The following is an 18,700-nucleotide window of genomic DNA, read 5'->3' on the forward strand; positions in this document are numbered from 1 at the left end:
CCTTTTTTTGGGTCGTCCCTGTTGGATATGGAGTTTTCGCAATGATGCACAAGGTTATGGCTGGCATTGTTATGGTTTTTGCAGGCCCTGCGGTCGCGGAGCATATTGTAATAGCGGCATTGGGTGACAGTCTGACGCAGGGATATGGCCTGCCCATCGAGGATGGGTTGGTGCCACAATTGCAAACCTGGCTGGACCAGAATGGCGCAGATGTAACGCTGGTGAATGCGGGCGTGTCGGGTGATACGACGGCAGGCGGGCTAAGCCGTGTTGGTTGGACCCTGACGCCTGATGTGGACGGAATGATCGTGGCGCTTGGCGGCAATGATGTGCTGCGCGGGCTGGATCCTGCGGTAAGCCGGGCCAATATCGACGGTATTTTGGAAGCCGCCAAAGGGGCCGATGTCGAAGTTTTACTGGTCGGAATGACCGCACCGGGGAACTATGGGCCCGATTATAAGTCAGCGTTTGATGCATTTTACCCCGAGCTGGCGGCCCAATATGACGCAGAATTCCTGAACAGCTTTTTCGCAGGTTTGGCCGTCGACGGAGAAATGCCAGAGTTGTCACAGGCGCAAGCGTTCTTTCAGCCCGACGGGGTGCACCCCAACAAGCAAGGCGTGGCGAAAATCGTAACCGCAATGGGGCCAAAGGTTCTGGCGCTGATCGAAGATATCAAAGCAAACTAGAACGGGCACCGAAGTGCCCGCAATTGTCTTGATATAAACCCGCCAGATTTAGGCGAGGGCGATGTTGCCTGCGCTTTCGCGACCATCACGGCCATCTTCGATGTCGAATGTCACCTTTTGGTTGTCCGCCAGACCCGTCAGGCCTGCGCGTTCTACCGCTGAGATGTGAACAAAGATGTCCTTGCCGCCGCCATCCGGTGCGATAAATCCATAACCTTTGGTTGTGTTAAACCATTTTACGGTGCCAGTTGCCATGACCCGTTTCTCCTGTCTTTGGGCTGCCCGCATTATGCGGCAGCGTGGCTCGGTCATAACTTGATCGAACCGTGGCCAAAGCCGAAGAGGTCGAAAGTTTTTCGCGTCGCACGAGAATAATGCCGGTAGCCTTTCTAAAATCAAGAGTTTTTGTCGCATAACGCCCTATCAGCGGGCAGTTGCGCATGAAATTTCACAACTTTGAAATAATTTTACCAGTTGATAAAAAAATCATTCCGTGTGAGCGTTCTGATACCCAAAAGTGACAGCAGAGGTGTATCAATGTCGGAAAAGATGTTTGAACCGGGCATTACGGCCGGACGGTTAGAGGCTTCTGCCTATGCAGATCAGTTTTCTGACCTTCACCCCCCTCTTGACCTGCACGAGGCATTGGTTGCGGCAGATCGCTGTTATTTCTGTCATGATGCGCCCTGCATCACCGCATGTCCGACGGATATCGATATCCCGCTATTCATCCGGCAGATTGCAACGGGCACACCCGATGCAGCCGCCAAGACGATCCTAAGCCAGAACATCATGGGCGGCATGTGCGCCCGCGTATGCCCGACCGAGCAGCTGTGCGAAGAAGCCTGCGTGCGCGAAATTGCCGAAGGTAAGCCTGTGAAAATCGGCGAACTGCAACGCTTTGCAACGGATCACTTACAACAGCAAGGCAAACACCCGTTTGAACGCGCGGCCCCCACGGGCAAACGTGTCGCGGTTGTGGGCGCGGGGCCCGCAGGCCTGTCATGCGCGCACCGTCTGGCGATGATGGGGCATGACGTCGCTGTACATGATGCGCGGCCCAAGCCCGGCGGGCTGAACGAATACGGAATTGCCAGCTATAAGACGCCAAACGGTTTCGCGCAGGCCGAAGTGGACTGGCTGATGCAGATTGGTGGGATCACGATGCAGACCGGATCCACCTTGGGGGCAGAGATTACCCTAGAGGGTCTTAGGGCTGACTATGACGCTGTGTTTCTTGGTATGGGTTTGGGCGGTGTAAATGCCCTCGGCGCTGTCGGCGAGGATAAGGCCGGGGTCCTAGACGCCGTCGATTTCATTGCGGATCTGCGTCAGGCCAGCGATATGGCTCAGGTACCTATCGGTCGCGATGTGGTGGTGATCGGCGGTGGTATGACCGCGATTGATGCCGCAGTTCAGGCCAAGCTGTTGGGCGCGTTGAACGTGACGCTGGTGTATCGCCGCGGTCGTGACCGGATGAACGCAAGCGTGTTTGAACAGGACCTCGCCGCGTCAAAGGGGGTACGGATTGTGACCAATGCGGTGCCGGTCGCGGTGCATGGGAACGGTGCCGTGCGCGAGATCGAGTTCGAATATGTCGACGCCGATATGCAAGGCACGGGGCAGATGCTGCGGCTGGCCGCCGATCAGGTGTTCAAGGCTATTGGTCAAACGTTGCAAGGCGATGCATTGCCAGCCCTTGAGGGGCGCAAGATCAAGGTCGATGCCGAGGGACGCACCAGTGTTGCAGGGGTCTGGGCGGGCGGAGATTGCGCCAGCGGCGGCGACGATCTGACCGTGACCGCCGTTGCCGAAGGGCGCGACGCTGCGATGGACATTCACAAGACATTGGTGGGTTGAGCCACCCGAGGGGAGAACGCAAATGGCGGATCTAAGAAGCGAATTCGTAGGGATCAAAAGCCCAAACCCATTCTGGCTGGCGTCAGCGCCGCCAACCGACAAAGAATACAACGTGCGCCGCGCCTTTGAGGCCGGCTGGGGCGGTGTGGTCTGGAAAACGCTGGGCATTGATCCGGCGGTGGTGAACGTCAATGGGCCACGATACGGCGCAATTTATGGCGCTGACCGTCGGTTGTTGGGGTTAAACAACATCGAACTGATCACCGACCGTCCCTTGGAGCTGAACCTACAGGAAATCAAAACTGTCAAACGTGACTATCCGGATCGCGCCATGGTGGTGTCGCTGATGGTCCCTTGTGAAGAGGAACCGTGGAAATACATTCTGCCCTTGGTTGAAGAAACCGGCGCTGACGGGGTCGAGCTGAACTTTGGCTGCCCGCATGGGATGTCCGAACGCGGCATGGGCGCGGCGGTGGGGCAGGTGCCGGAATATATTGAAATGGTCACCCGTTGGGTCAAGGCCAGTACGCGCATGCCGGTCATCGTCAAGCTGACGCCAAACATCGCCGATATTCGCAAACCCGCCGAGGCGGCGCAGCGTGGCGGGGCTGATGCGGTCAGTCTGATCAACACCATCAATTCGATCACCTCGGTGGATTTGGATTTGTTCGCGCCAGAACCCACAATTGACGGCAAGGGCGCGCATGGCGGCTATTGCGGTCCGGCGGTCAAACCAATTGCGTTGAATATGGTTGCTGAAATCGCCCGCGATCCGGGTCTGGCCAAGATGCCGATCAGCGGGATTGGTGGTGTCACCACATGGCGCGATGCGGCGGAATTCATCGCCCTTGGCGCTGGCAATGTGCAGGTGTGTACTGCGGCCATGACATACGGGTTCAAGATCGTCCAAGAGATGATCAGCGGTCTGTCTGAGTATATGGATGAAAAAGACATGACTTCGATCGACCAATTGGTCCGCAAAGCGGTGCCAAATGTGACCGACTGGAATCAGTTAAACCTGAACTATATCGCCAAGGCCAAGATCAATCAGGACCTGTGCATTTCTTGTGGTCGATGCTTTGCTGCGTGCGAAGATACATCGCATCAGGCGATCGCAATGGACGACGATCGCGTTTTCTCCGTCATTGATGATGAATGTGTCGCCTGCAATCTATGCGTCAATGTTTGTCCGGTCGAAGAATGTATCACAATGGAGGCCATGACCCCCGGAGTTACCGATCCACGTACTGGAAAAACTGTTGAACCTCACTATGCCAATTGGACAACGCATCCCAACAACCCGGCCGCAACTGCGGCTGAGTAGCAGATCTTAGGTTGGCCGGCTGTTCTTGAACTTCAGCAGAATGTCTGCAGTCGGGATAGGCAGCGGGCCCTCGGCTTTGGGCAGAGTCGTCTGCAATGATTCAGATCCTCTATCCGGCTCGGACGCATTGTATTTGAAATCTGACAAAACGACATTGCCTGTCTCTTTGGTTGCTTCACGCACGTTTTCGTCGGCCTGTTTTTGGCTGGCGGCTTCGGCCTTTGCATCAACCACAGATTTGGCAGAGGCATTGGACGGTGCCGTGTCGATGATTTTTATCCATGCACGGGTATCATCTTGAGACTTCCGGCCCGTGTTGGCACCGTTGTCTTCGGATGCGACGCTATCCCCGCTTGAAGACGATGACGACACCGGTGCAATATCTGGCGGCGGATTTGCCGCGCTGATCGACGTTTGAGCCGGGGCCGAATGATGTTGAGGCGGTAGCAAAGTGCTGACAGTTGAGATAGATGCCATTTTCCGTACTCCTATATAACAAGGTTAAAGTTGCCCGCCACCACGCAGTAACTAATTATCAGCCTGTCTTAATCAGACATCAAAATCACCTGTTATTTGAGAAGTCGGTTAATCAAGTATTGATACAAAGCATCCTGCCGAACATCTCGCGCAAATGCTGTGATGCTGTGTCGTGAGAGCCAAGCCCGTCGCCCAGAAGCACATTTACCTGAGCTTCGAAGTCCGCATAATGTTGTGTCGTTGCCCAGATCGAAAAGATCAGATGTTGTGGGCTAATATCAGCAATTTTACCGGCTTTTGCCCAACCTGCGATCACCGCACATTTTTGGTCAAACAACGGTTTTAACTCACTATGCAAATTCGGGCCGATGCGGGGGGCACCTTGTAAGATTTCACCGGCAAACAAACGGCTCTCGCGTGGTAAGTCGCGGGCCATATCCAGTTTGCGCTGCACGTAATCCAAAATCTCGGTCTTTGGATCGCCATCCGCATCCAGTTCAACCAGAGGATCCAGCCATGTTTCCATCAACTGGCTTAGAAGCGTCAGGTGGATCTGCTCCTTGCCTTGAAAGTAATAGAGGATATTCGGCTTGCTCAGACCGGCTTCGGCGGCGATCTGATCAAGGGTGGCCCCTCGATACCCATACTGTGAAAATACGTTCAGTGCGGCGTCCAGGATGACACGGCGGTTGCGCATTTGAATGCGGCTTGGTTTTTTGGGGGCACCGTCGGGCAAGGCGGATCTCTTTCTGCATCTGTGCCTGAAAAATCAGCATGCGCACTGGCATACATGGATTCTCTTGAAAGCATTTCTTGACAGTTACAAGCCTAACCGCAATCGTGGATTTACCAAATGGTAAAAATTTTGTGATGCGCAAGCTAGTCTGAATGAGGAGCCCGCTATGGCCGCACCTGGTGAAAACCTGAAGATCAATCCTGATCGTTTGTGGGACAGCCTGATGGAGATGGCCCAGATTGGCCCCGGTGTGGCGGGCGGGAATAACCGCCAAACCCTGACCGACGAAGACGCCGAGGGCCGCGCCCTGTTCCAGAAATGGTGCGAGGCTGCGGGCTGTACTATGGGTCTTGACCAGATGGGCAACATGTTTGCGCAGCGCGATGGCACAGATCCTGATGCCTTGCCGGTTTATGTCGGGTCACATCTGGATACGCAGCCGACCGGGGGCAAATACGATGGCGTTCTTGGCGTGCTTGGCGGGTTGGAAATACTGCGCACTATGAATGATTTGGGAATCAAGACAAAGCACCCCGTCGTCGTCACCAACTGGACCAACGAAGAAGGTACGCGCTATGCGCCCGCGATGTTGTCGTCGGGGGTTTTTGCCGGCATTCACACCCAAGATTGGGCCTATGACAGAACCGACGCAAAAGGGCTGGCCTTTGGGGACGAATTGAACCGGATCGGATGGCGGGGTGATGAAGAAGTCGGCGCACGCAAGATGCACGCCTTTTTCGAGCTGCATATTGAACAGGGCCCTATTCTGGAGGCCGAGGGAAAAGACATTGGCGTCGTGACCCATGGGCAGGGCCTGTCCTGGACGCAGGTGACGGTGACTGGCAAAGACGCGCATACCGGATCGACTCCGATGCCTTTGCGCAAAAATGCAGGGCTGGGGATGGCGCGAATTTTGGAGGCTGTGGACGAGATAGCATGCGCGCATGCACCCCACGCTGTAGGTGCCGCAGGGCATATCGATGTGTATCCGAATTCCCGCAATGTGATCCCCGGCAAAGTCGTGTTCACCGTTGATTTCAGATCCCCAGACTTGTCGGTGATTGAGGATATGGAATCGCAGTTGCGGGTCAAGGGCCAGAAAATCGCCGATGACATGGGGCTGGAGGTTGAATTTGAAAAGGTTGGTGGGTTTGACCCCGTCGCTTTTGACGAAGGCTGCGTGACGGCTGTGAGGTCTGCTGCGGAGCGTTTGGGATATAGCCACATGGATCTGATCTCGGGTGCAGGTCATGACGCCTGTTGGATCAATCGCGTTGCCCCCACAGCGATGGTGATGTGCCCCTGTGTGGATGGTCTAAGCCATAACGAGGCGGAAGAGATTACAAAAGACTGGGCAAAGGCGGGGGCGGACGTGTTGCTGCACGCGGTGCTGGAGACGGCGGAGATCATCGGGTGATGCGGGATCGTTTTCTTTCAAAGAAAACGGGCCGGAATTTTCAAAAATTCCGTGGCGGCGCGTAATGCTTGAGCAGGATCTTTCCATTGCAGAGCGGATTTCTGCGCTGATTGAAGTGGAGCTTGTGGAAGCCATGGTAAGCGAGGACATGGTTCTTCGGCGCACGGCCGAAGCGTTTCGACAGACCCTGCGGCCGCCGAGGCAGATCAAGGTGAATTTTAGCGGTGGGATCACGCAACGCTGTTGGTCAGTGTCAAAGGGCGATGGGACCTACCGCGTCGTTTATATGCCGCGGGCGGGGTATTTTTCGCTATGTGTTGAGAGCGACTTTGGCCCGCTGGATATCGGCGTTCATGGACCAGCATTGGGGTGTTTCGGATCGGTTTGAGTGGTGTGTGGGGGCCAGCCCCACGCCCCCGGGATTTTGATCCATTTGGAATGAGAGATGAGATGGGAGAGTTGAAATGAGCAAGGTAATCAAAGGCGGATTGGTGTGTACGGCGGACCGGACGTGGAAAGCGGACGTTCTGATTGAAGGCGAGACGATCGCGCGGATTGGCGAGAACCTTGTGGGCGATGAGTATATCGACGCCGAGGGGGCCTATGTCATTCCGGGTGGTATTGACCCGCATACCCATCTTGAAATGCCCTTTATGGGCACGACCGCAGCTGAGACTTTCGAGAGCGGCACATGGGCTGCTGCCGTCGGGGGGACAACCATGATCGTTGATTTCTGTCTTCCGGGCGAGGACGGGTCGATCAAGAACGCGATTAACGAGTGGCACCGTAAATCTGCTCCGCAGATTTGTTCGGATGTCGGATATCATATGGCGATCACGGGTTGGAACGAGAGTGTTTTCAACGAGATGAAAGATGCCGTGGATATGGGCGTCAACTCCTTCAAGCATTTCATGGCGTATAAGGGTGCATTGATGATTGAGGATGACGAGATGTTCGCGTCCTTCAAGCGCTGTGCGGAGTTAGGTGCGCTTCCCATGGTGCATGCTGAAAACGGTGACTTGGTCGCTGAGCTGCAGCAAAAGTACTTCGACCAAGGGATTACCGGGCCTGAGGGCCATGCCTATTCCCGCCCGCCGGAGCTGGAGGGTGAGGCGGCGAACCGGGCAATTACCATCGCTGATACAGCCGGAGTGCCGCTGTACATCGTGCATGTGTCTTGCGAACAGACCCACGAGGCGATCCGGCGCGCGCGGCAAAAAGGGATGCGGGTTTATGGCGAACCGTTGATCCAGTTTTTGACGTTGGACGAGTCAGAGTATTTCAACAAAGATTGGGATCATGCGGCACGGCGGGTGATGTCGCCGCCGTTCCGGTCAAAGGATCATCAGGACAGCCTGTGGGCTGGTTTGCAAGCGGGCTCTTTGCAGGTCGTGGCAACAGATCACGCGGCATTTTCCACAACGCAAAAGCGCGCGGGCAAGGATGATTTCCGGATTATTCCAAACGGGTCGAACGGCCTTGAAGAACGTCTTGCTGTGTTGTGGACCGAGGGCGTTGAAACGGGCCGGTTGACGCCGAATGAATTTGTTGCGGCGACATCGACCAATGTTGCCAAAATCCTGAACATTTATCCGCGTAAAGGTGCAATCGTTGAGGGCGCTGATGCGGATATTGTGGTGTGGGATCCGAAGATCAGCAAAACAATTTCACCGACGAACCATCACTCGGTGCTGGATTACAATGTGTTCGAGGGTTTCAATGTCACGGCGCAGAGCCGTTATACCTTGAGCCGGGGTGAGGTGATTTGGGCTTGGGGGCAAAATTCGCAGCCAAACCCGGGCCGGGGCCGGTTTGTGCCGCGTCCAGCGTTCCCTTCGGGCAATGTTGCTCTTAGTAAATGGAAAGAGCTGACGGCCCCCAAGATGATCCAGCGCGATCCGTTGAATATTCCTGCGGGCATCTAACGCTAAATTGCCCCACGCGGCGCGGCGGTTATATTGCCGTGTCTACAAAAAGAAGAAAGAAGCCAGCCGCAATGCGAGCACACCATATGACAAGCAACGGGCAGGTCGCATGACGTTACCCCCTGTTATTTCTGCCAAGAATCTGTCCCTGACATTTGAGACCAATGATGGTCCTGTGCACGCGCTCAAGGACGTGTCGCTGGATATTGAAAAGGGCGATTTTGTGAGTTTCATCGGGCCATCTGGTTGCGGTAAAACCACGTTTTTGAGGTGTATGGCGGATCTGGAACAGCCCACAGGTGGGTCAATTACGGTGAACTGCGTCAGCGCCGCAGATGCACGGATGGCACGCGCCTACGGCTATGTGTTTCAGGCGGCGGGGCTTTACCCTTGGCGGACGATCGGAGGAAATATCCGGCTGCCGCTTGAGATTATGGGGTATTCCAAAGCAGATCAGGCCGCGCGAGTTGCGCGGGTGTTGGAGCTTGTGGAGCTGTCGGGATTTGAGAAGAAATTCCCGTGGCAACTGTCGGGGGGCATGCAGCAACGGGCAAGTATTGCGCGGGCTTTGGCCTTTGATGCGGATATCTTGTTAATGGACGAACCGTTTGGCGCGCTGGACGAGATCGTGCGCGATCACCTGAACGAGCAGTTGTTGCGGCTTTGGGCGCGGACGGAAAAGACGATTGCATTCGTAACGCATTCCATCCCTGAAGCGGTCTATCTGAGCACGAAGATTGTGGTGATGAGCCCGAGGCCGGGACGGATCACCGATGTGATCGAAAGTAGCTTGCCGAAAGAGCGGCCCTTGGAAATCCGGGAGACGCCAGAGTTTTTGGAGATCGCACACCGTGTCCGGGAAGGGTTGAGGGCGGGGCATGGCGATGACTAAGTGCGCATGTGTGGCAGACCGACCCTTCGGGGAGGATATTCTTGAGCCAGAGAAGCGGGGGAGCGTGTTGTGAAGCAGAGCTTTGCCCCGGTTTTGACCGTCGTCGGTTTGCTGTTGGTGGTTTGGTATGCTGCGGCCATTTGGCTGAATGCGGACTGGACCTATGACAAGGCGAAGCGGTCGGGGGAGATTGTGACAACCACATCCCTGATCAAGGATACATGGGCGCAGGATAAGCCGAAACTGCCTGCACCGCATCAGGTTGCCGCCGAGATCTGGCGTACAACGGTTGAGAAAAAGATCACGTCGAAGCGGTCTCTTATCTATCATTCGTGGATTACGTTGAGTGCAACATTGCTCGGGTTCGGTTTGGGGACTGTTTTGGGCACATTGCTGGCCGTGGGGATCGTTTATAACCGGACGATGGATATGTCGGTCATGCCTTGGGTGATTGCCAGCCAGACCATTCCCATTCTGGCGATTGCACCGATGATTATTGTGGTGCTGAACGCTGTTGGAATTTCTGGCCTGCTGCCAAAGGCGATGATCGGCATGTACCTGTCCTTTTTCCCGATTGTTGTTGGCATGGTCAAAGGGTTGCGCAGCCCGGACCAGATGCAGTTGGACCAGATGAGGACATGGCATGCGAGCGCGTCACAAACCTTTTGGCGGCTGCGGCTGCCCGCGTCGATGCCGTATCTGTTCACCTCGCTGAAGATCGCTATGGCGGCGTCCTTGGTCGGGGCGATTATCGGGGAATTGCCGACGGGTGCTGTTGCGGGGCTGGGCGCGCGTCTTTTGGCCGGTAGCTATTATGGTCAGACGATCCAGATATGGAGCGCGTTGCTTATGGCGGCGGCATTGGCTGCCGTATTGGTGGGTATCATTGGGATGGTCCAGCGGATCACATTGAAACGCATGGGGATGGCGCAATGATGTGGATGATCTTTGCAATAGCTGCCTGGGCGTTTGGCTGGTGGATCAATATGCGCCTCGCGCGGGGACGGCCTGTGCGCTGGCGGTCTCTGGCCGCACCGATTGTTTTCGGGGTTACGTTGATTGCGATCTGGGAAGGCGTGGTGCGAGGGCTTGAAATTTCGCCGGTGCTGCTGCCTGCGCCATCTGCCATCGCTGTGCGGTTTGGTGCATCGCTTGATATTCTGTGGGTCGATTTCGTGCAGACCGTGCTGAAAGGTGCGCTGTCGGGCTATGTTATCGGCTGCGGTGCTGCGTTCCTGATCGCAGTGGCGGTTGACCGGTTTCCGTTTTTACAGCGCGGGTTATTGCCGGTTGGCAATTTCGTGGCGGCTTTGCCGATCATTGGGATGGCACCCATTCTGGTGATGTGGTTCGGGTTTGACTGGCAGTCCAAGGCCGCGGTGGTCGTGGTTATGGTGTTCTTTCCGATGCTGGTGAACACGGTGCAGGGATTGCAGGCGACCGATACGATGCAGCGCGATCTGATGCGCACCTATGGGGCAAGCTACTGGGTGACGCTGTTCAAGCTGCGCTTGCCTGCCGCCATGCCTTTCGTGTTCAATGGCCTCAAGATCGGGACTACGCTGGCGTTGATCGGCGCGATTGTTGCTGAATTTTTTGGCTCTCCGATCCGGGGAATGGGATTTCGTATCTCGACCTCGGTGGGGCAACTTGCACTTGATCTGGTCTGGGCCGAGATTGTCGTGGCGGCAATTGCTGGATCGGCGTTCTATGGCGCGATGGCGCTGATCGAGCGGCGGATCACATTCTGGCATCCCAGCCAACGAAATTAAACGTAGCGAAACGACCAACACAACAAGGGAGACTATAATAATGAAAAATTTCACTAAAATGACTGCCGGGCTCGCATTGGGTCTTTGGGGTAGCATGGCGCATGCCGCCGACGATCTGACGCTGCAATTGAAGTGGGTCACGCAAGCGCAGTTTGGTGGCTATTACGTCGCTTTGGACAAGGGTTTTTACGAAGAAGAAGGCCTGAATGTCACGATCAAGCCAGGCGGCCCAGACATCGCGCCCGTGCAGGTTTTGCTGGGTGGTGGCGCTGATGTGATGGTGGATTGGTTACCGTCTGCCTTGGCCGCCCGCGAGAAAGGCGCGCCGATTGTGAACATCGCGCAGCCTTTTGCTAAATCGGGTCTCATGCTGACATGTCTCAAGGAACACGGCATCAACAAGCCAGAGGATTTCCCCGGCCACACCTTGGGCACATGGTTCTTTGGCAACGAAATCCCGCTGCTCAGCTGGATGGGCAAGCTGGGCTACGCAACCGATGGATCTGATGGCGGTGTGACCATTCAAAAGATTAACTTTAACGTCGACCCGCTGCTGCAAAAGCAAGTCGAATGCGCCACGACCATGACCTACAATGAATACTGGCAGGTCATTGATGCGGGGCTGATGCCGGATGATCTGGTTGTCTTTAAATACGAAGACGAAGGTATTTCGACACTGGAAGACGGTCTTTATACCACTGAAGAGAACTTGGCCGATGCCGAAATGCAGGACAAGCTGGTACGCTTTGTGCGCGCGTCGATGAAGGGTTGGAAATACGCTGAAGCGCATTCCGATGAGGCGGCTGAAATCGTGCTTGAGAATGATCAGACCGGTGCGCAGACAGAAAAGCACCAAAAGCGCATGATGGGCGAGATCGCCAAGCTGACTGCTGGCAGCAACGGTGCGTTGGATGAAGCGGCGTTCAAGCGCAGCGCGGACATCACAATGGAAGGTGGCATGATCACCAAGGCACCAGAAGGGGCCTGGACGCATGAAATCACCGACAAAGCGCTGAACTAAGATTTAGAGCGCTACGAATGAGGAAGGGCCGGTGGAGACACCGGCCCTTTTATTATTCAGTTGCATAGCGTTGGATTAGAGGACGGTAACGATGGTCCCGATCGGCACCCGTTCGTACAGATCTTTGACGTGGTCGTTGATCATGCGAATACAGCCGTTTGATACGGAACGTCCAATGCTGTTGGGCTGCGTTGTGCCGTGGATGCGGAAATAAGTGTCGCGGCCATTTTGAAACAGATACAGCGCGCGGGCACCCAACGGGTTTTGCGGGCCGCCGGGCTGGGCGTCCGTGTTGCCGACGAACCGTGCATATGTATTGGGCTCACGTTCGATCATTTCATCAGTGGGGCGCCATGTCGGCCATTCTTTCTTGACCGAGATCGTCGCAGTACCCGTAAACTCGAGACCCGCTTTGCCGACGCCCACGCCATAGCGCATCGCCTCGCCGGGGGCTGTAACCAGATAGAGGTAATGGCTACGCGGGAGAATCAACATTTGACCAGTTTGATACTGGTTTTTGATTTCGACCAGCTGTGGCGCTGGATCATAGACAGCGTTTTGGGCAAAAAGCGTTTGTGGAAAGGCAAGTGCGGCCAAGGAGCCTGCGATAAATGAGCGGCGACGCATGTGATGTTCCTGACTGGTTTTCTTGATCATAACATGATGCGGGTTAAGCGATTCTTGGCAACCCTGAGGACATAAAAAAACCGGCTGTCCCATGGGGTCAGCCGGTCAAATCTTTGTGTAGGCCGAAGCCTAGCTGGCTTAGGCCAGTGCGATGTTCGACGCGGATTCGCGGCCGTCACGGCCTGCTTCGATGTCGAAAGTCACTTTCTGGTTGTCGGCCAGACCGGTCAGGCCTGCGCGCTCAACGGCAGAAATGTGTACGAATACATCTTTGCTGCCGCCATCGGGTGCGATAAAGCCGAAGCCTTTTGTTGTGTTGAACCATTTTACGGTGCCAGTGGCCATATCCGTAGTCTCCTATAGTGTACCATCCGCATCGTGCGATGGCTTGGCGTGGTCGGTCTGGATCGAAGTCTGAACGCCGTATGAAGGAGACAGTGGGTCGAAAAAGAATAACGTTTGCCTAGCCCGTATGCCAGAGGCAGGGGATTCGCGCAAGGGGGTCGCATTAAGCGTGTGTCGCACAGCGAAATAGCGCCGGCGGTTGCACATTGATGCCATATTGTGCCCGGCATCGCCCAATGTCCGCCCTGTTTTAAAGCTTGCGCCCCTATAGGTCGTGCCACGCCATTGCCTGTGGTTGACCACAAAATTGCCGGAAAACATTGGCACATTGCACGTCGTGAACGGGTGCGCCGGCGGTTTCCCGTAAGTTAGGTAAGGCACGTTATGAGAATTTTAGCAGTAGATGACGACCCGACGGTTCTGGAAATGTTGTCCGACTATCTGACCGCCAGACATGGGTTTGATCTGGTTTGCGCGGCCGATGCGGAGCAGGCGCTTGTCCTGTTGAACGAACCCGGCCCGGACTTTGACTGTTTCTTGCTGGATATTATGTTGCCCGGTATCGACGGGATCCGGCTGTGCGCCGAGCTGCGCGGCCTGAAAAAGCATCAAAAGACTCCGATCTTGATGATCACCGCAAGCACGACCCATGATTTGATGGAGCGTGCGTTTGAGGCCGGTGCGACAGATTTCGTGTATAAACCCTTGAACGGCATCGATTTGGGCGCGCGCATCAATTCCGCGGGGCTGCTAAGCGAGAGCCTGCGCAGCGAAAAAGCGGCCCAACGTTCACTGGACGAGCTCACCCAGCTGATGAAAACCAGACGCGAGGAAAGTTTTGATCAGGGTGTACCGGATGTGCATGACCTAGAAGGGTTTGAGCACCGTTTGATGCGTCTGTCGGATGGATGCTACGCGATGAACTTGTTGGCCATCAAACTGCCGCAGATCCGCAATATCTTTGAAACGCTCACCCCAACCGAATTCAGCGATCAGATGGCCAAAGTCACAGAGGCATCAATCAGTGCGCTGCAAAGTAACCGATATATTCTGGGGTACGCGGGCAATGGCGTTCTGGTCACTGCGATATTGGCGCGCCACCGGATCAACCCAGCGGCGATCCAACACCTTATCAAAACGGAGCTGGCGAAAAACCCTATGTGTTCCGGTGCCGGAGGCGACATGGGGGTGGATTTGTCTGTCCACTCGATGTCGGAGCAAAGGTTATGGACAGGCCGATCTGCCCGCGACAAGGTTCGGGAATATATCGGCCAACACGCATTGAAAGCCAAAGATACAATGAAAGATATCGATCAGCTTGTGTCTTCCGACATGTAGGATCCCAAAAAGAGGGCATCAAAAGATAAAGCCCCTTATTGGATGTGTAGAAGGCCCATGATTCACCCCGAACACAATACGGTCCTGAATAGACGAATGCCCTCGCAAAAATCTGCGGGGTTTTCCCATCCTCTCGGACGTTGAGAATGAATTCAGCCTTGTTCTCCAACGTTTTCCATGCGCCATTGTAGCCGTCTGGTGCCCGCTCTCGCGGGAGAATCGGGAAGCTGGTGAAAGTCCAGCACGTGCCCAACGCTGTGAAGGGGATGATCCTTGCAAATGCCACTGGAGCAATCCGGGAAGGCGCTAGGATCAGAGGACCCTCAGTCAGAAGACCGGCCAGACATAATAGCCGGTACCACGAGGACGGTGGGGCGGGCGCTTGCAAGTATTGTTGGGGATCAAACAATGCCAAACACTTCCGCGCTGGCGCAGGCCGCGCCATTCTCTGAAGCCGAACGCAAAGCCGTTTACAAAGCTATCTATACCCGCCGCGATGTGCGCGATCAGTTCCTGCCCGATCCGGTGCCGGACGACGTGTTGCTCAGGTTGCTAGATGCGGCGCACCATGCGCCGTCGGTGGGTTTCATGCAGCCGTGGAACTTCATCGTCACCCGTGCCCCGGAAGACCGAGAACGGATCTGGCGGGCCTTCAGTACCGCGAATGAAGAAGCCGCAGCCATGTTTAGCGGTGAACGTCAGTCCACCTATCGGTCACTGAAGCTGGAAGGAATCCGGAAGGCACCGGTAAACATCTGCGTGACCTGCGACCGAACTCGCGGCGGCGAGGTCGTTCTGGGCCGCACCCACAACTCAAGCATGGATCTTTACAGCACCGTCTGCGCAATACAGAACCTATGGCTTGCCGCCCGCGCCGAAGGGATCGGTATAGGGTGGGTGAGCATTTTCCATGACGCTGATCTGAGGGATATTCTCGCGATCCCAGACCGGATCGAGATCGTCGGTTACCTGTGCCTTGGCTACGTCGAGCAGCTTTATGAACGCCCCGAACTTGAGGTCAAAGGTTGGAACCAGCGCACGCCGTTAGATGAAATAATTTTCGATGGGAAATGGCAGGGCGACCCGTAAGCCACATTTCGCAGGTCGTTTACAAATGATTGCAGGGCAGCGAAGGTAGAATTGCGCTCAATGCGGTCATCTGACGCTTTTAGTCGGGTTCAACGCTGTAAAATGTGATTTAAATGGTAGCTTTGCGGGACGAAGTTGCCGTTGGTCACGATGCAGCCAACGGGAGATTTTCAAAGCAAACGGGTCGCCATGCCGCCGTCAACGGCTAACGGAGAGCCCGTCACGAAGCTGGCTCTGTCGGACAATAAGAATAATGCAGATTGAGCAATTTCCTTAGGTTGAGCCATACGTTTCATAGGATGTAAACCGGCGATGAAATCGTGAGTTTCGGGATCATCACCAGCCATATCGGTTTTTGTACCACCCGGCAAAATGGTGTTAATACGAACGCCATCTGCCGCATGATCTGATGCCAAAGATTGCATAAGCCCAATTAATCCTGCCTTCGAAGCGGCATAGGCACCCATGCCGGGCATACCCCCATTGCTGAAACCTACAAAAGTGCCGGTGAAGACAATAGATCCTCCTCCACGTTTCTCAATTGCGGGAATCTGAGCCTTTGCCGCGAAGAACGCGCTGGTAAGGTTTGTCGAAAGAACAGAGTGCCAAGTATCTGAACCCATTTTTGGAATTGACCCCATATCGCCCATGATACCGGCATTGTTAAATGCGCCATCAAGGCCGCCAAACTGCTGTTCGGCTAGGTCGACAAGATGTCTGGAATAGGTTTCGTCAGTTACGTCACCCGCAAGGCAAACAGCACGCCCATTGCTTTGTTCAATTTGCCCGACAAGTGTATTCAGTTGGGGTTCACGGCGGGCACCCAGCACGACATTTGCCCCTTCTGCGGCAAACAAAAGCGCGGCCGCAGCACCTATGCCACTGCTCGCCCCTGTGATGATTATTGTTTTGTCTTTCAGTTCCATGGTCATGCCTTTCTATATTTGCATGCCAAACAAATAGGGAAAGAGGTGCCTCCAACTCGACCCGTTTCTTGCGCGTGTTGAGCTAACTGAATTGAAATCGCAAGAAACGGGTCGGCTCATGGTCTGCAAGTTGAAGCTGCCGTTCGCGCGCCTTGCAGCATTGGTCAAACTGGGCTCAAACCGGACATTCGCCCTTGTGATGATCGCTCCCGATTTGGTCACGATCGTCACGACATCTGGAAAGGGGGCATCCAAAGATACCCCCTTTCTCCGTCATGTAAAGTCAAAGCTTAGCGCGAGAATTTTTTGTGTTTCAGGCGCTTTGGCTCCATCGCGTCAGCGCCCAGGCGGCGCTCTTTATCTTCTTCATAGTCAGAGAAGCCACCCTCGAACCATTCGACATGGGCGTTGCCCTCAAATGCGAGGATATGGGTGCAAATCCGGTCAAGGAAGAAGCGGTCGTGCGAGATCACCACCGCGCAGCCTGCGAAATCAACAAGCGCATCTTCGAGCGCGCGCAGGGTTTCAACGTCCAGATCGTTGGTAGGTTCATCGAGCAGCAACACGTTACCACCCTCTTTGAGCAAACGCGCCATGTGCACACGGTTGCGTTCCCCGCCTGAGAGCAAGCCAACCTTTTTCTGCTGGTCGCCGCCCTTGAAGTTGAACGCACCGCAATACGCGCGGGAGTTCACTTCGGCGTCACCCAGTTTGATGATTTCGGCACCGCCCGAGATGGCCTGCCATACGTTGTCATCGGGGTTCAGGTCATCGCGCGACTGATCGACATAGGACAGATCGACAGTGTCACCGAGGGTGATTGATCCAGCGTCCGGTTTTTCGTTGCCGGTGATCATCTTGAAAAGGGTCGATTTACCCGCACCGTTGGGGCCGATGACGCCAACGATACCGCCGGGTGGCAACGAGAATTCAAGATTTTCGATCAACAGCTTGTCGCCCATGGCTTTGGACAGGCCTTCGACTTCTAGCACTTTGTTGCCCAGACGCGGACCGTTTGGAATAACGATCTGCGCGCGGGTCAAGCGTTCGCGCTCTGAGCTGTCAGCCATCTCGTTATAGGATTTGATCCGGGCCTTGGATTTCGCCTGCCGGGCCTTGGCCCCTTGACGCATCCATTCCAATTCGCGCGACAGCGTCTTTTGCTTGGATTTGTCTTCGCGGGCTTCTTGCTCAAGCCGTTTGGCCTTTTGGTCGATCCAGCTGGAATAGTTCCCCTCGTAGGGGATGCCATTGCCGCGGTCGAGCTCGAGGATCCAGCTGGTGATGTTGTCGAGGAAGTACCGGTCGTGGGTAACGATCAGGATCGTACCTTTGTAGTCGATCAGGTGTTGCTGCAACCAAGCGATGGTTTCCGCGTCCAAGTGGTTGGTCGGTTCATCGAGCAGCAGCATTTCAGGGGCCTCAAGCAACAGTTTGCACAAGGCAACGCGGCGCGCTTCACCACCGGATAGGGTTGTCACATCGGCATCGTCTGCTGGGCAACGCAGCGCCTCCATCGACACGTCGATCTGGCTGTCGAGGTCCCACAGGTTTTCGGCATCGATCTGGTCCTGAAGCGCGGCCATCTCGTCTGCGGTTTCATCCGAGTAGTTCATCGCCAGTTCGTTGTAACGATCCAGGATATCCTTTTTCTCTTTCACGCCTAGCATGACGTTTTCACGTACGGTCAGGGCAGGGTCCAGATATGGCTCCTGCTCGAGGTAGCCAACTTTGGCCCCCTCGGCGACCCATGCCTCGCCCGAGAAATCCTTGTCCTTGCCGGCCATGATTTTCATCAGCGTGGATTTACCCGCGCCGTTGACACCGACCACACCGATTTTCACACCGGGAAGGAAGTTGAGGTTAATATTGTCGAAACATTTCTTGCCGCCCGGGTAGGTCTTTGAGACACCGGACATGTGGTAGACATATTGATAGGCGGCCATTGGGAATCCTCGGATAAGCTGCGTATGGGTTGGGACGTGCAATATCGCCCAAGGCGGGCAAGATCAAACACTCAATATATGAGGGCTGAATGCGGATTTGAAGGCATGGCGAACAGGCCTGCCTGAACGATTGCGGGGGATGGGGGATGCATGACCTGTCGCGAAACCCCGACGCAGGGCCTATTGCTGTCGGGTGCGCGCCGGGTGGGTCCGAAAATACATAACCAAAAGCATATGGATTAGATGAATTCATTAACTTGAGTCGGCGCTCGCATGGGACAAAACGACGCATATGGTCGTTAATTTTGGGTTAATT

At 55.2% G+C, this 18,700-nt stretch carries 19 protein-coding genes and 1 riboswitch; of the genes, 12 read left to right on the forward strand and 7 right to left on the reverse strand.

Annotated elements, in window-relative coordinates; genetic code table 11:
* The first annotated feature begins 41 nt into the window (after positions 1 to 41).
* The gene (locus BM347_RS11905; protein WP_093916713.1) at positions 42 to 689 is read left to right on the forward strand and encodes an arylesterase; all 648 of its coding nucleotides are present in this window, start codon (positions 42 to 44) and stop codon (positions 687 to 689) included.
* A 48-nt stretch (positions 690 to 737) separates the two neighbouring features.
* Here BM347_RS11905 and BM347_RS11910 read toward each other — a convergent pair whose 3' ends face one another.
* Positions 738 to 944 (reverse strand): cold-shock protein, encoded by a 207-nt coding sequence (locus BM347_RS11910; protein ID WP_093917047.1) that lies wholly within the window; start codon positions 942 to 944, stop codon positions 738 to 740.
* A gap of 282 nt (positions 945 to 1,226) precedes the next feature.
* On the opposite strand from BM347_RS11910, the gene BM347_RS11915 reads away from it, so the two are divergent.
* Entirely contained in the window at positions 1,227 to 2,549 is a 1,323-nt protein-coding gene (locus BM347_RS11915; RefSeq protein WP_093916714.1) for an NAD(P)-dependent oxidoreductase, read from the forward strand.
* A gap of 22 nt (positions 2,550 to 2,571) precedes the next feature.
* Positions 2,572 to 3,873 (forward strand): NAD-dependent dihydropyrimidine dehydrogenase subunit PreA, encoded by a 1,302-nt coding sequence (gene preA, locus BM347_RS11920; RefSeq protein WP_093916715.1) that lies wholly within the window; start codon positions 2,572 to 2,574, stop codon positions 3,871 to 3,873.
* Positions 3,874 to 3,879: 6 nt separating this feature from the next.
* Here preA and BM347_RS11925 read toward each other — a convergent pair whose 3' ends face one another.
* The gene (locus BM347_RS11925; protein WP_093916716.1) at positions 3,880 to 4,350 is read right to left on the reverse strand and encodes a hypothetical protein; all 471 of its coding nucleotides are present in this window, start codon (positions 4,348 to 4,350) and stop codon (positions 3,880 to 3,882) included.
* Positions 4,351 to 4,462: 112 nt separating this feature from the next.
* Complete coding sequence (locus BM347_RS11930) at positions 4,463 to 5,047, reverse strand: TetR family transcriptional regulator C-terminal domain-containing protein (RefSeq protein ID WP_425442466.1); 585 nt, start codon at positions 5,045 to 5,047, stop codon at positions 4,463 to 4,465.
* A gap of 205 nt (positions 5,048 to 5,252) precedes the next feature.
* Here BM347_RS11930 and BM347_RS11935 point away from each other — a divergent pair, with 205 nt between their 5' ends.
* The 7 genes from BM347_RS11935 (at position 5,253) to BM347_RS11965 (ending at position 12,113) form a co-directional block, all read left to right on the forward strand.
* On the forward strand, positions 5,253 to 6,503 hold the full coding sequence (locus BM347_RS11935; RefSeq protein WP_093916718.1) for a Zn-dependent hydrolase: 1,251 nt from the start codon (positions 5,253 to 5,255) through the stop codon (positions 6,501 to 6,503).
* Positions 6,504 to 6,567: 64 nt separating this feature from the next.
* Complete coding sequence (locus BM347_RS11940) at positions 6,568 to 6,891, forward strand: hypothetical protein (protein ID WP_093916719.1); 324 nt, start codon at positions 6,568 to 6,570, stop codon at positions 6,889 to 6,891.
* A gap of 76 nt (positions 6,892 to 6,967) precedes the next feature.
* Complete coding sequence (gene hydA / locus BM347_RS11945; RefSeq protein WP_093916720.1) at positions 6,968 to 8,428, forward strand: dihydropyrimidinase; 1,461 nt, start codon at positions 6,968 to 6,970, stop codon at positions 8,426 to 8,428.
* A gap of 109 nt (positions 8,429 to 8,537) precedes the next feature.
* Complete coding sequence (locus BM347_RS11950; RefSeq protein ID WP_093916721.1) at positions 8,538 to 9,320, forward strand: ABC transporter ATP-binding protein; 783 nt, start codon at positions 8,538 to 8,540, stop codon at positions 9,318 to 9,320.
* A gap of 69 nt (positions 9,321 to 9,389) precedes the next feature.
* Positions 9,390 to 10,256, forward strand: coding sequence for an ABC transporter permease (locus BM347_RS11955; RefSeq protein WP_093916722.1), 867 nt, complete (start codon positions 9,390 to 9,392; stop codon positions 10,254 to 10,256).
* Entirely contained in the window at positions 10,253 to 11,092 is an 840-nt protein-coding gene (locus BM347_RS11960) for an ABC transporter permease (protein WP_093916723.1), read from the forward strand. The genes BM347_RS11955 and BM347_RS11960 overlap by 4 nt, the downstream gene beginning before the upstream one ends.
* Before the next feature lie 40 nt (positions 11,093 to 11,132).
* The gene (locus BM347_RS11965) at positions 11,133 to 12,113 is read left to right on the forward strand and encodes an ABC transporter substrate-binding protein (RefSeq protein WP_093916724.1); all 981 of its coding nucleotides are present in this window, start codon (positions 11,133 to 11,135) and stop codon (positions 12,111 to 12,113) included.
* Between the two features lie 75 nt (positions 12,114 to 12,188).
* Here BM347_RS11965 and BM347_RS11970 read toward each other — a convergent pair whose 3' ends face one another.
* Both BM347_RS11970 and BM347_RS11975 read right to left on the reverse strand, forming a co-directional pair.
* On the reverse strand, positions 12,189 to 12,740 hold the full coding sequence (locus BM347_RS11970; protein WP_093917048.1) for a L,D-transpeptidase: 552 nt from the start codon (positions 12,738 to 12,740) through the stop codon (positions 12,189 to 12,191).
* A 138-nt stretch (positions 12,741 to 12,878) separates the two neighbouring features.
* Positions 12,879 to 13,085, reverse strand: a complete 207-nt coding sequence (locus tag BM347_RS11975; RefSeq protein ID WP_005851393.1) for a cold-shock protein — start codon at positions 13,083 to 13,085, stop codon at positions 12,879 to 12,881.
* A 384-nt stretch (positions 13,086 to 13,469) separates the two neighbouring features.
* Here BM347_RS11975 and BM347_RS11980 point away from each other — a divergent pair, with 384 nt between their 5' ends.
* Both BM347_RS11980 and bluB read left to right on the forward strand, forming a co-directional pair.
* Positions 13,470 to 14,423: a response regulator gene (locus tag BM347_RS11980; protein ID WP_093916725.1), complete on the forward strand. Its 954-nt coding sequence runs from the start codon at positions 13,470 to 13,472 to the stop codon at positions 14,421 to 14,423.
* A 180-nt stretch (positions 14,424 to 14,603) separates the two neighbouring features.
* Positions 14,604 to 14,781, forward strand: a riboswitch (cobalamin riboswitch).
* A gap of 50 nt (positions 14,782 to 14,831) precedes the next feature.
* Complete coding sequence (gene bluB, locus BM347_RS11985) at positions 14,832 to 15,512, forward strand: 5,6-dimethylbenzimidazole synthase (protein WP_093916726.1); 681 nt, start codon at positions 14,832 to 14,834, stop codon at positions 15,510 to 15,512.
* A 170-nt stretch (positions 15,513 to 15,682) separates the two neighbouring features.
* Here bluB and BM347_RS11990 read toward each other — a convergent pair whose 3' ends face one another.
* Together BM347_RS11990 and ettA are read right to left on the reverse strand one after the other, a co-directional pair.
* Complete coding sequence (locus BM347_RS11990) at positions 15,683 to 16,438, reverse strand: SDR family oxidoreductase (RefSeq protein ID WP_093917049.1); 756 nt, start codon at positions 16,436 to 16,438, stop codon at positions 15,683 to 15,685.
* Positions 16,439 to 16,728: 290 nt separating this feature from the next.
* The gene (ettA, locus tag BM347_RS11995) at positions 16,729 to 18,384 is read right to left on the reverse strand and encodes an energy-dependent translational throttle protein EttA (protein WP_093916727.1); all 1,656 of its coding nucleotides are present in this window, start codon (positions 18,382 to 18,384) and stop codon (positions 16,729 to 16,731) included.
* Positions 18,385 to 18,700: the final 316 nt, after the last annotated feature.

Origin of the sequence: Sulfitobacter marinus (genome assembly GCF_900116285.1) — a bacterium.
In the GTDB taxonomy this organism is placed as follows: domain Bacteria; phylum Pseudomonadota; class Alphaproteobacteria; order Rhodobacterales; family Rhodobacteraceae; genus Sulfitobacter; species Sulfitobacter marinus.

Coding starts and splice junctions, on each gene's coding strand:
- BM347_RS11905 (WP_093916713.1), top strand. CDS start 42: ATGATGCACAAGGTTATGGCTGGCATTGTTATGGTTTTTGCAGGCCCT.
- BM347_RS11910 (WP_093917047.1), bottom strand. CDS start 944: ATGGCAACTGGCACCGTAAAATGGTTTAACACAACCAAAGGTTATGGA.
- BM347_RS11915 (WP_093916714.1), top strand. CDS start 1,227: ATGTCGGAAAAGATGTTTGAACCGGGCATTACGGCCGGACGGTTAGAG.
- preA (WP_093916715.1), top strand. CDS start 2,572: ATGGCGGATCTAAGAAGCGAATTCGTAGGGATCAAAAGCCCAAACCCA.
- BM347_RS11925 (WP_093916716.1), bottom strand. CDS start 4,350: ATGGCATCTATCTCAACTGTCAGCACTTTGCTACCGCCTCAACATCAT.
- BM347_RS11930 (WP_425442466.1), bottom strand. CDS start 5,047: ATGCGCAACCGCCGTGTCATCCTGGACGCCGCACTGAACGTATTTTCA.
- BM347_RS11935 (WP_093916718.1), top strand. CDS start 5,253: ATGGCCGCACCTGGTGAAAACCTGAAGATCAATCCTGATCGTTTGTGG.
- BM347_RS11940 (WP_093916719.1), top strand. CDS start 6,568: ATGCTTGAGCAGGATCTTTCCATTGCAGAGCGGATTTCTGCGCTGATT.
- hydA (WP_093916720.1), top strand. CDS start 6,968: ATGAGCAAGGTAATCAAAGGCGGATTGGTGTGTACGGCGGACCGGACG.
- BM347_RS11950 (WP_093916721.1), top strand. CDS start 8,538: ATGACGTTACCCCCTGTTATTTCTGCCAAGAATCTGTCCCTGACATTT.
- BM347_RS11960 (WP_093916723.1), top strand. CDS start 10,253: ATGATGTGGATGATCTTTGCAATAGCTGCCTGGGCGTTTGGCTGGTGG.
- BM347_RS11965 (WP_093916724.1), top strand. CDS start 11,133: ATGAAAAATTTCACTAAAATGACTGCCGGGCTCGCATTGGGTCTTTGG.
- BM347_RS11970 (WP_093917048.1), bottom strand. CDS start 12,740: ATGCGTCGCCGCTCATTTATCGCAGGCTCCTTGGCCGCACTTGCCTTT.
- BM347_RS11975 (WP_005851393.1), bottom strand. CDS start 13,085: ATGGCCACTGGCACCGTAAAATGGTTCAACACAACAAAAGGCTTCGGC.
- BM347_RS11980 (WP_093916725.1), top strand. CDS start 13,470: ATGAGAATTTTAGCAGTAGATGACGACCCGACGGTTCTGGAAATGTTG.
- bluB (WP_093916726.1), top strand. CDS start 14,832: ATGCCAAACACTTCCGCGCTGGCGCAGGCCGCGCCATTCTCTGAAGCC.
- BM347_RS11990 (WP_093917049.1), bottom strand. CDS start 16,438: ATGGAACTGAAAGACAAAACAATAATCATCACAGGGGCGAGCAGTGGC.
- ettA (WP_093916727.1), bottom strand. CDS start 18,384: ATGGCCGCCTATCAATATGTCTACCACATGTCCGGTGTCTCAAAGACC.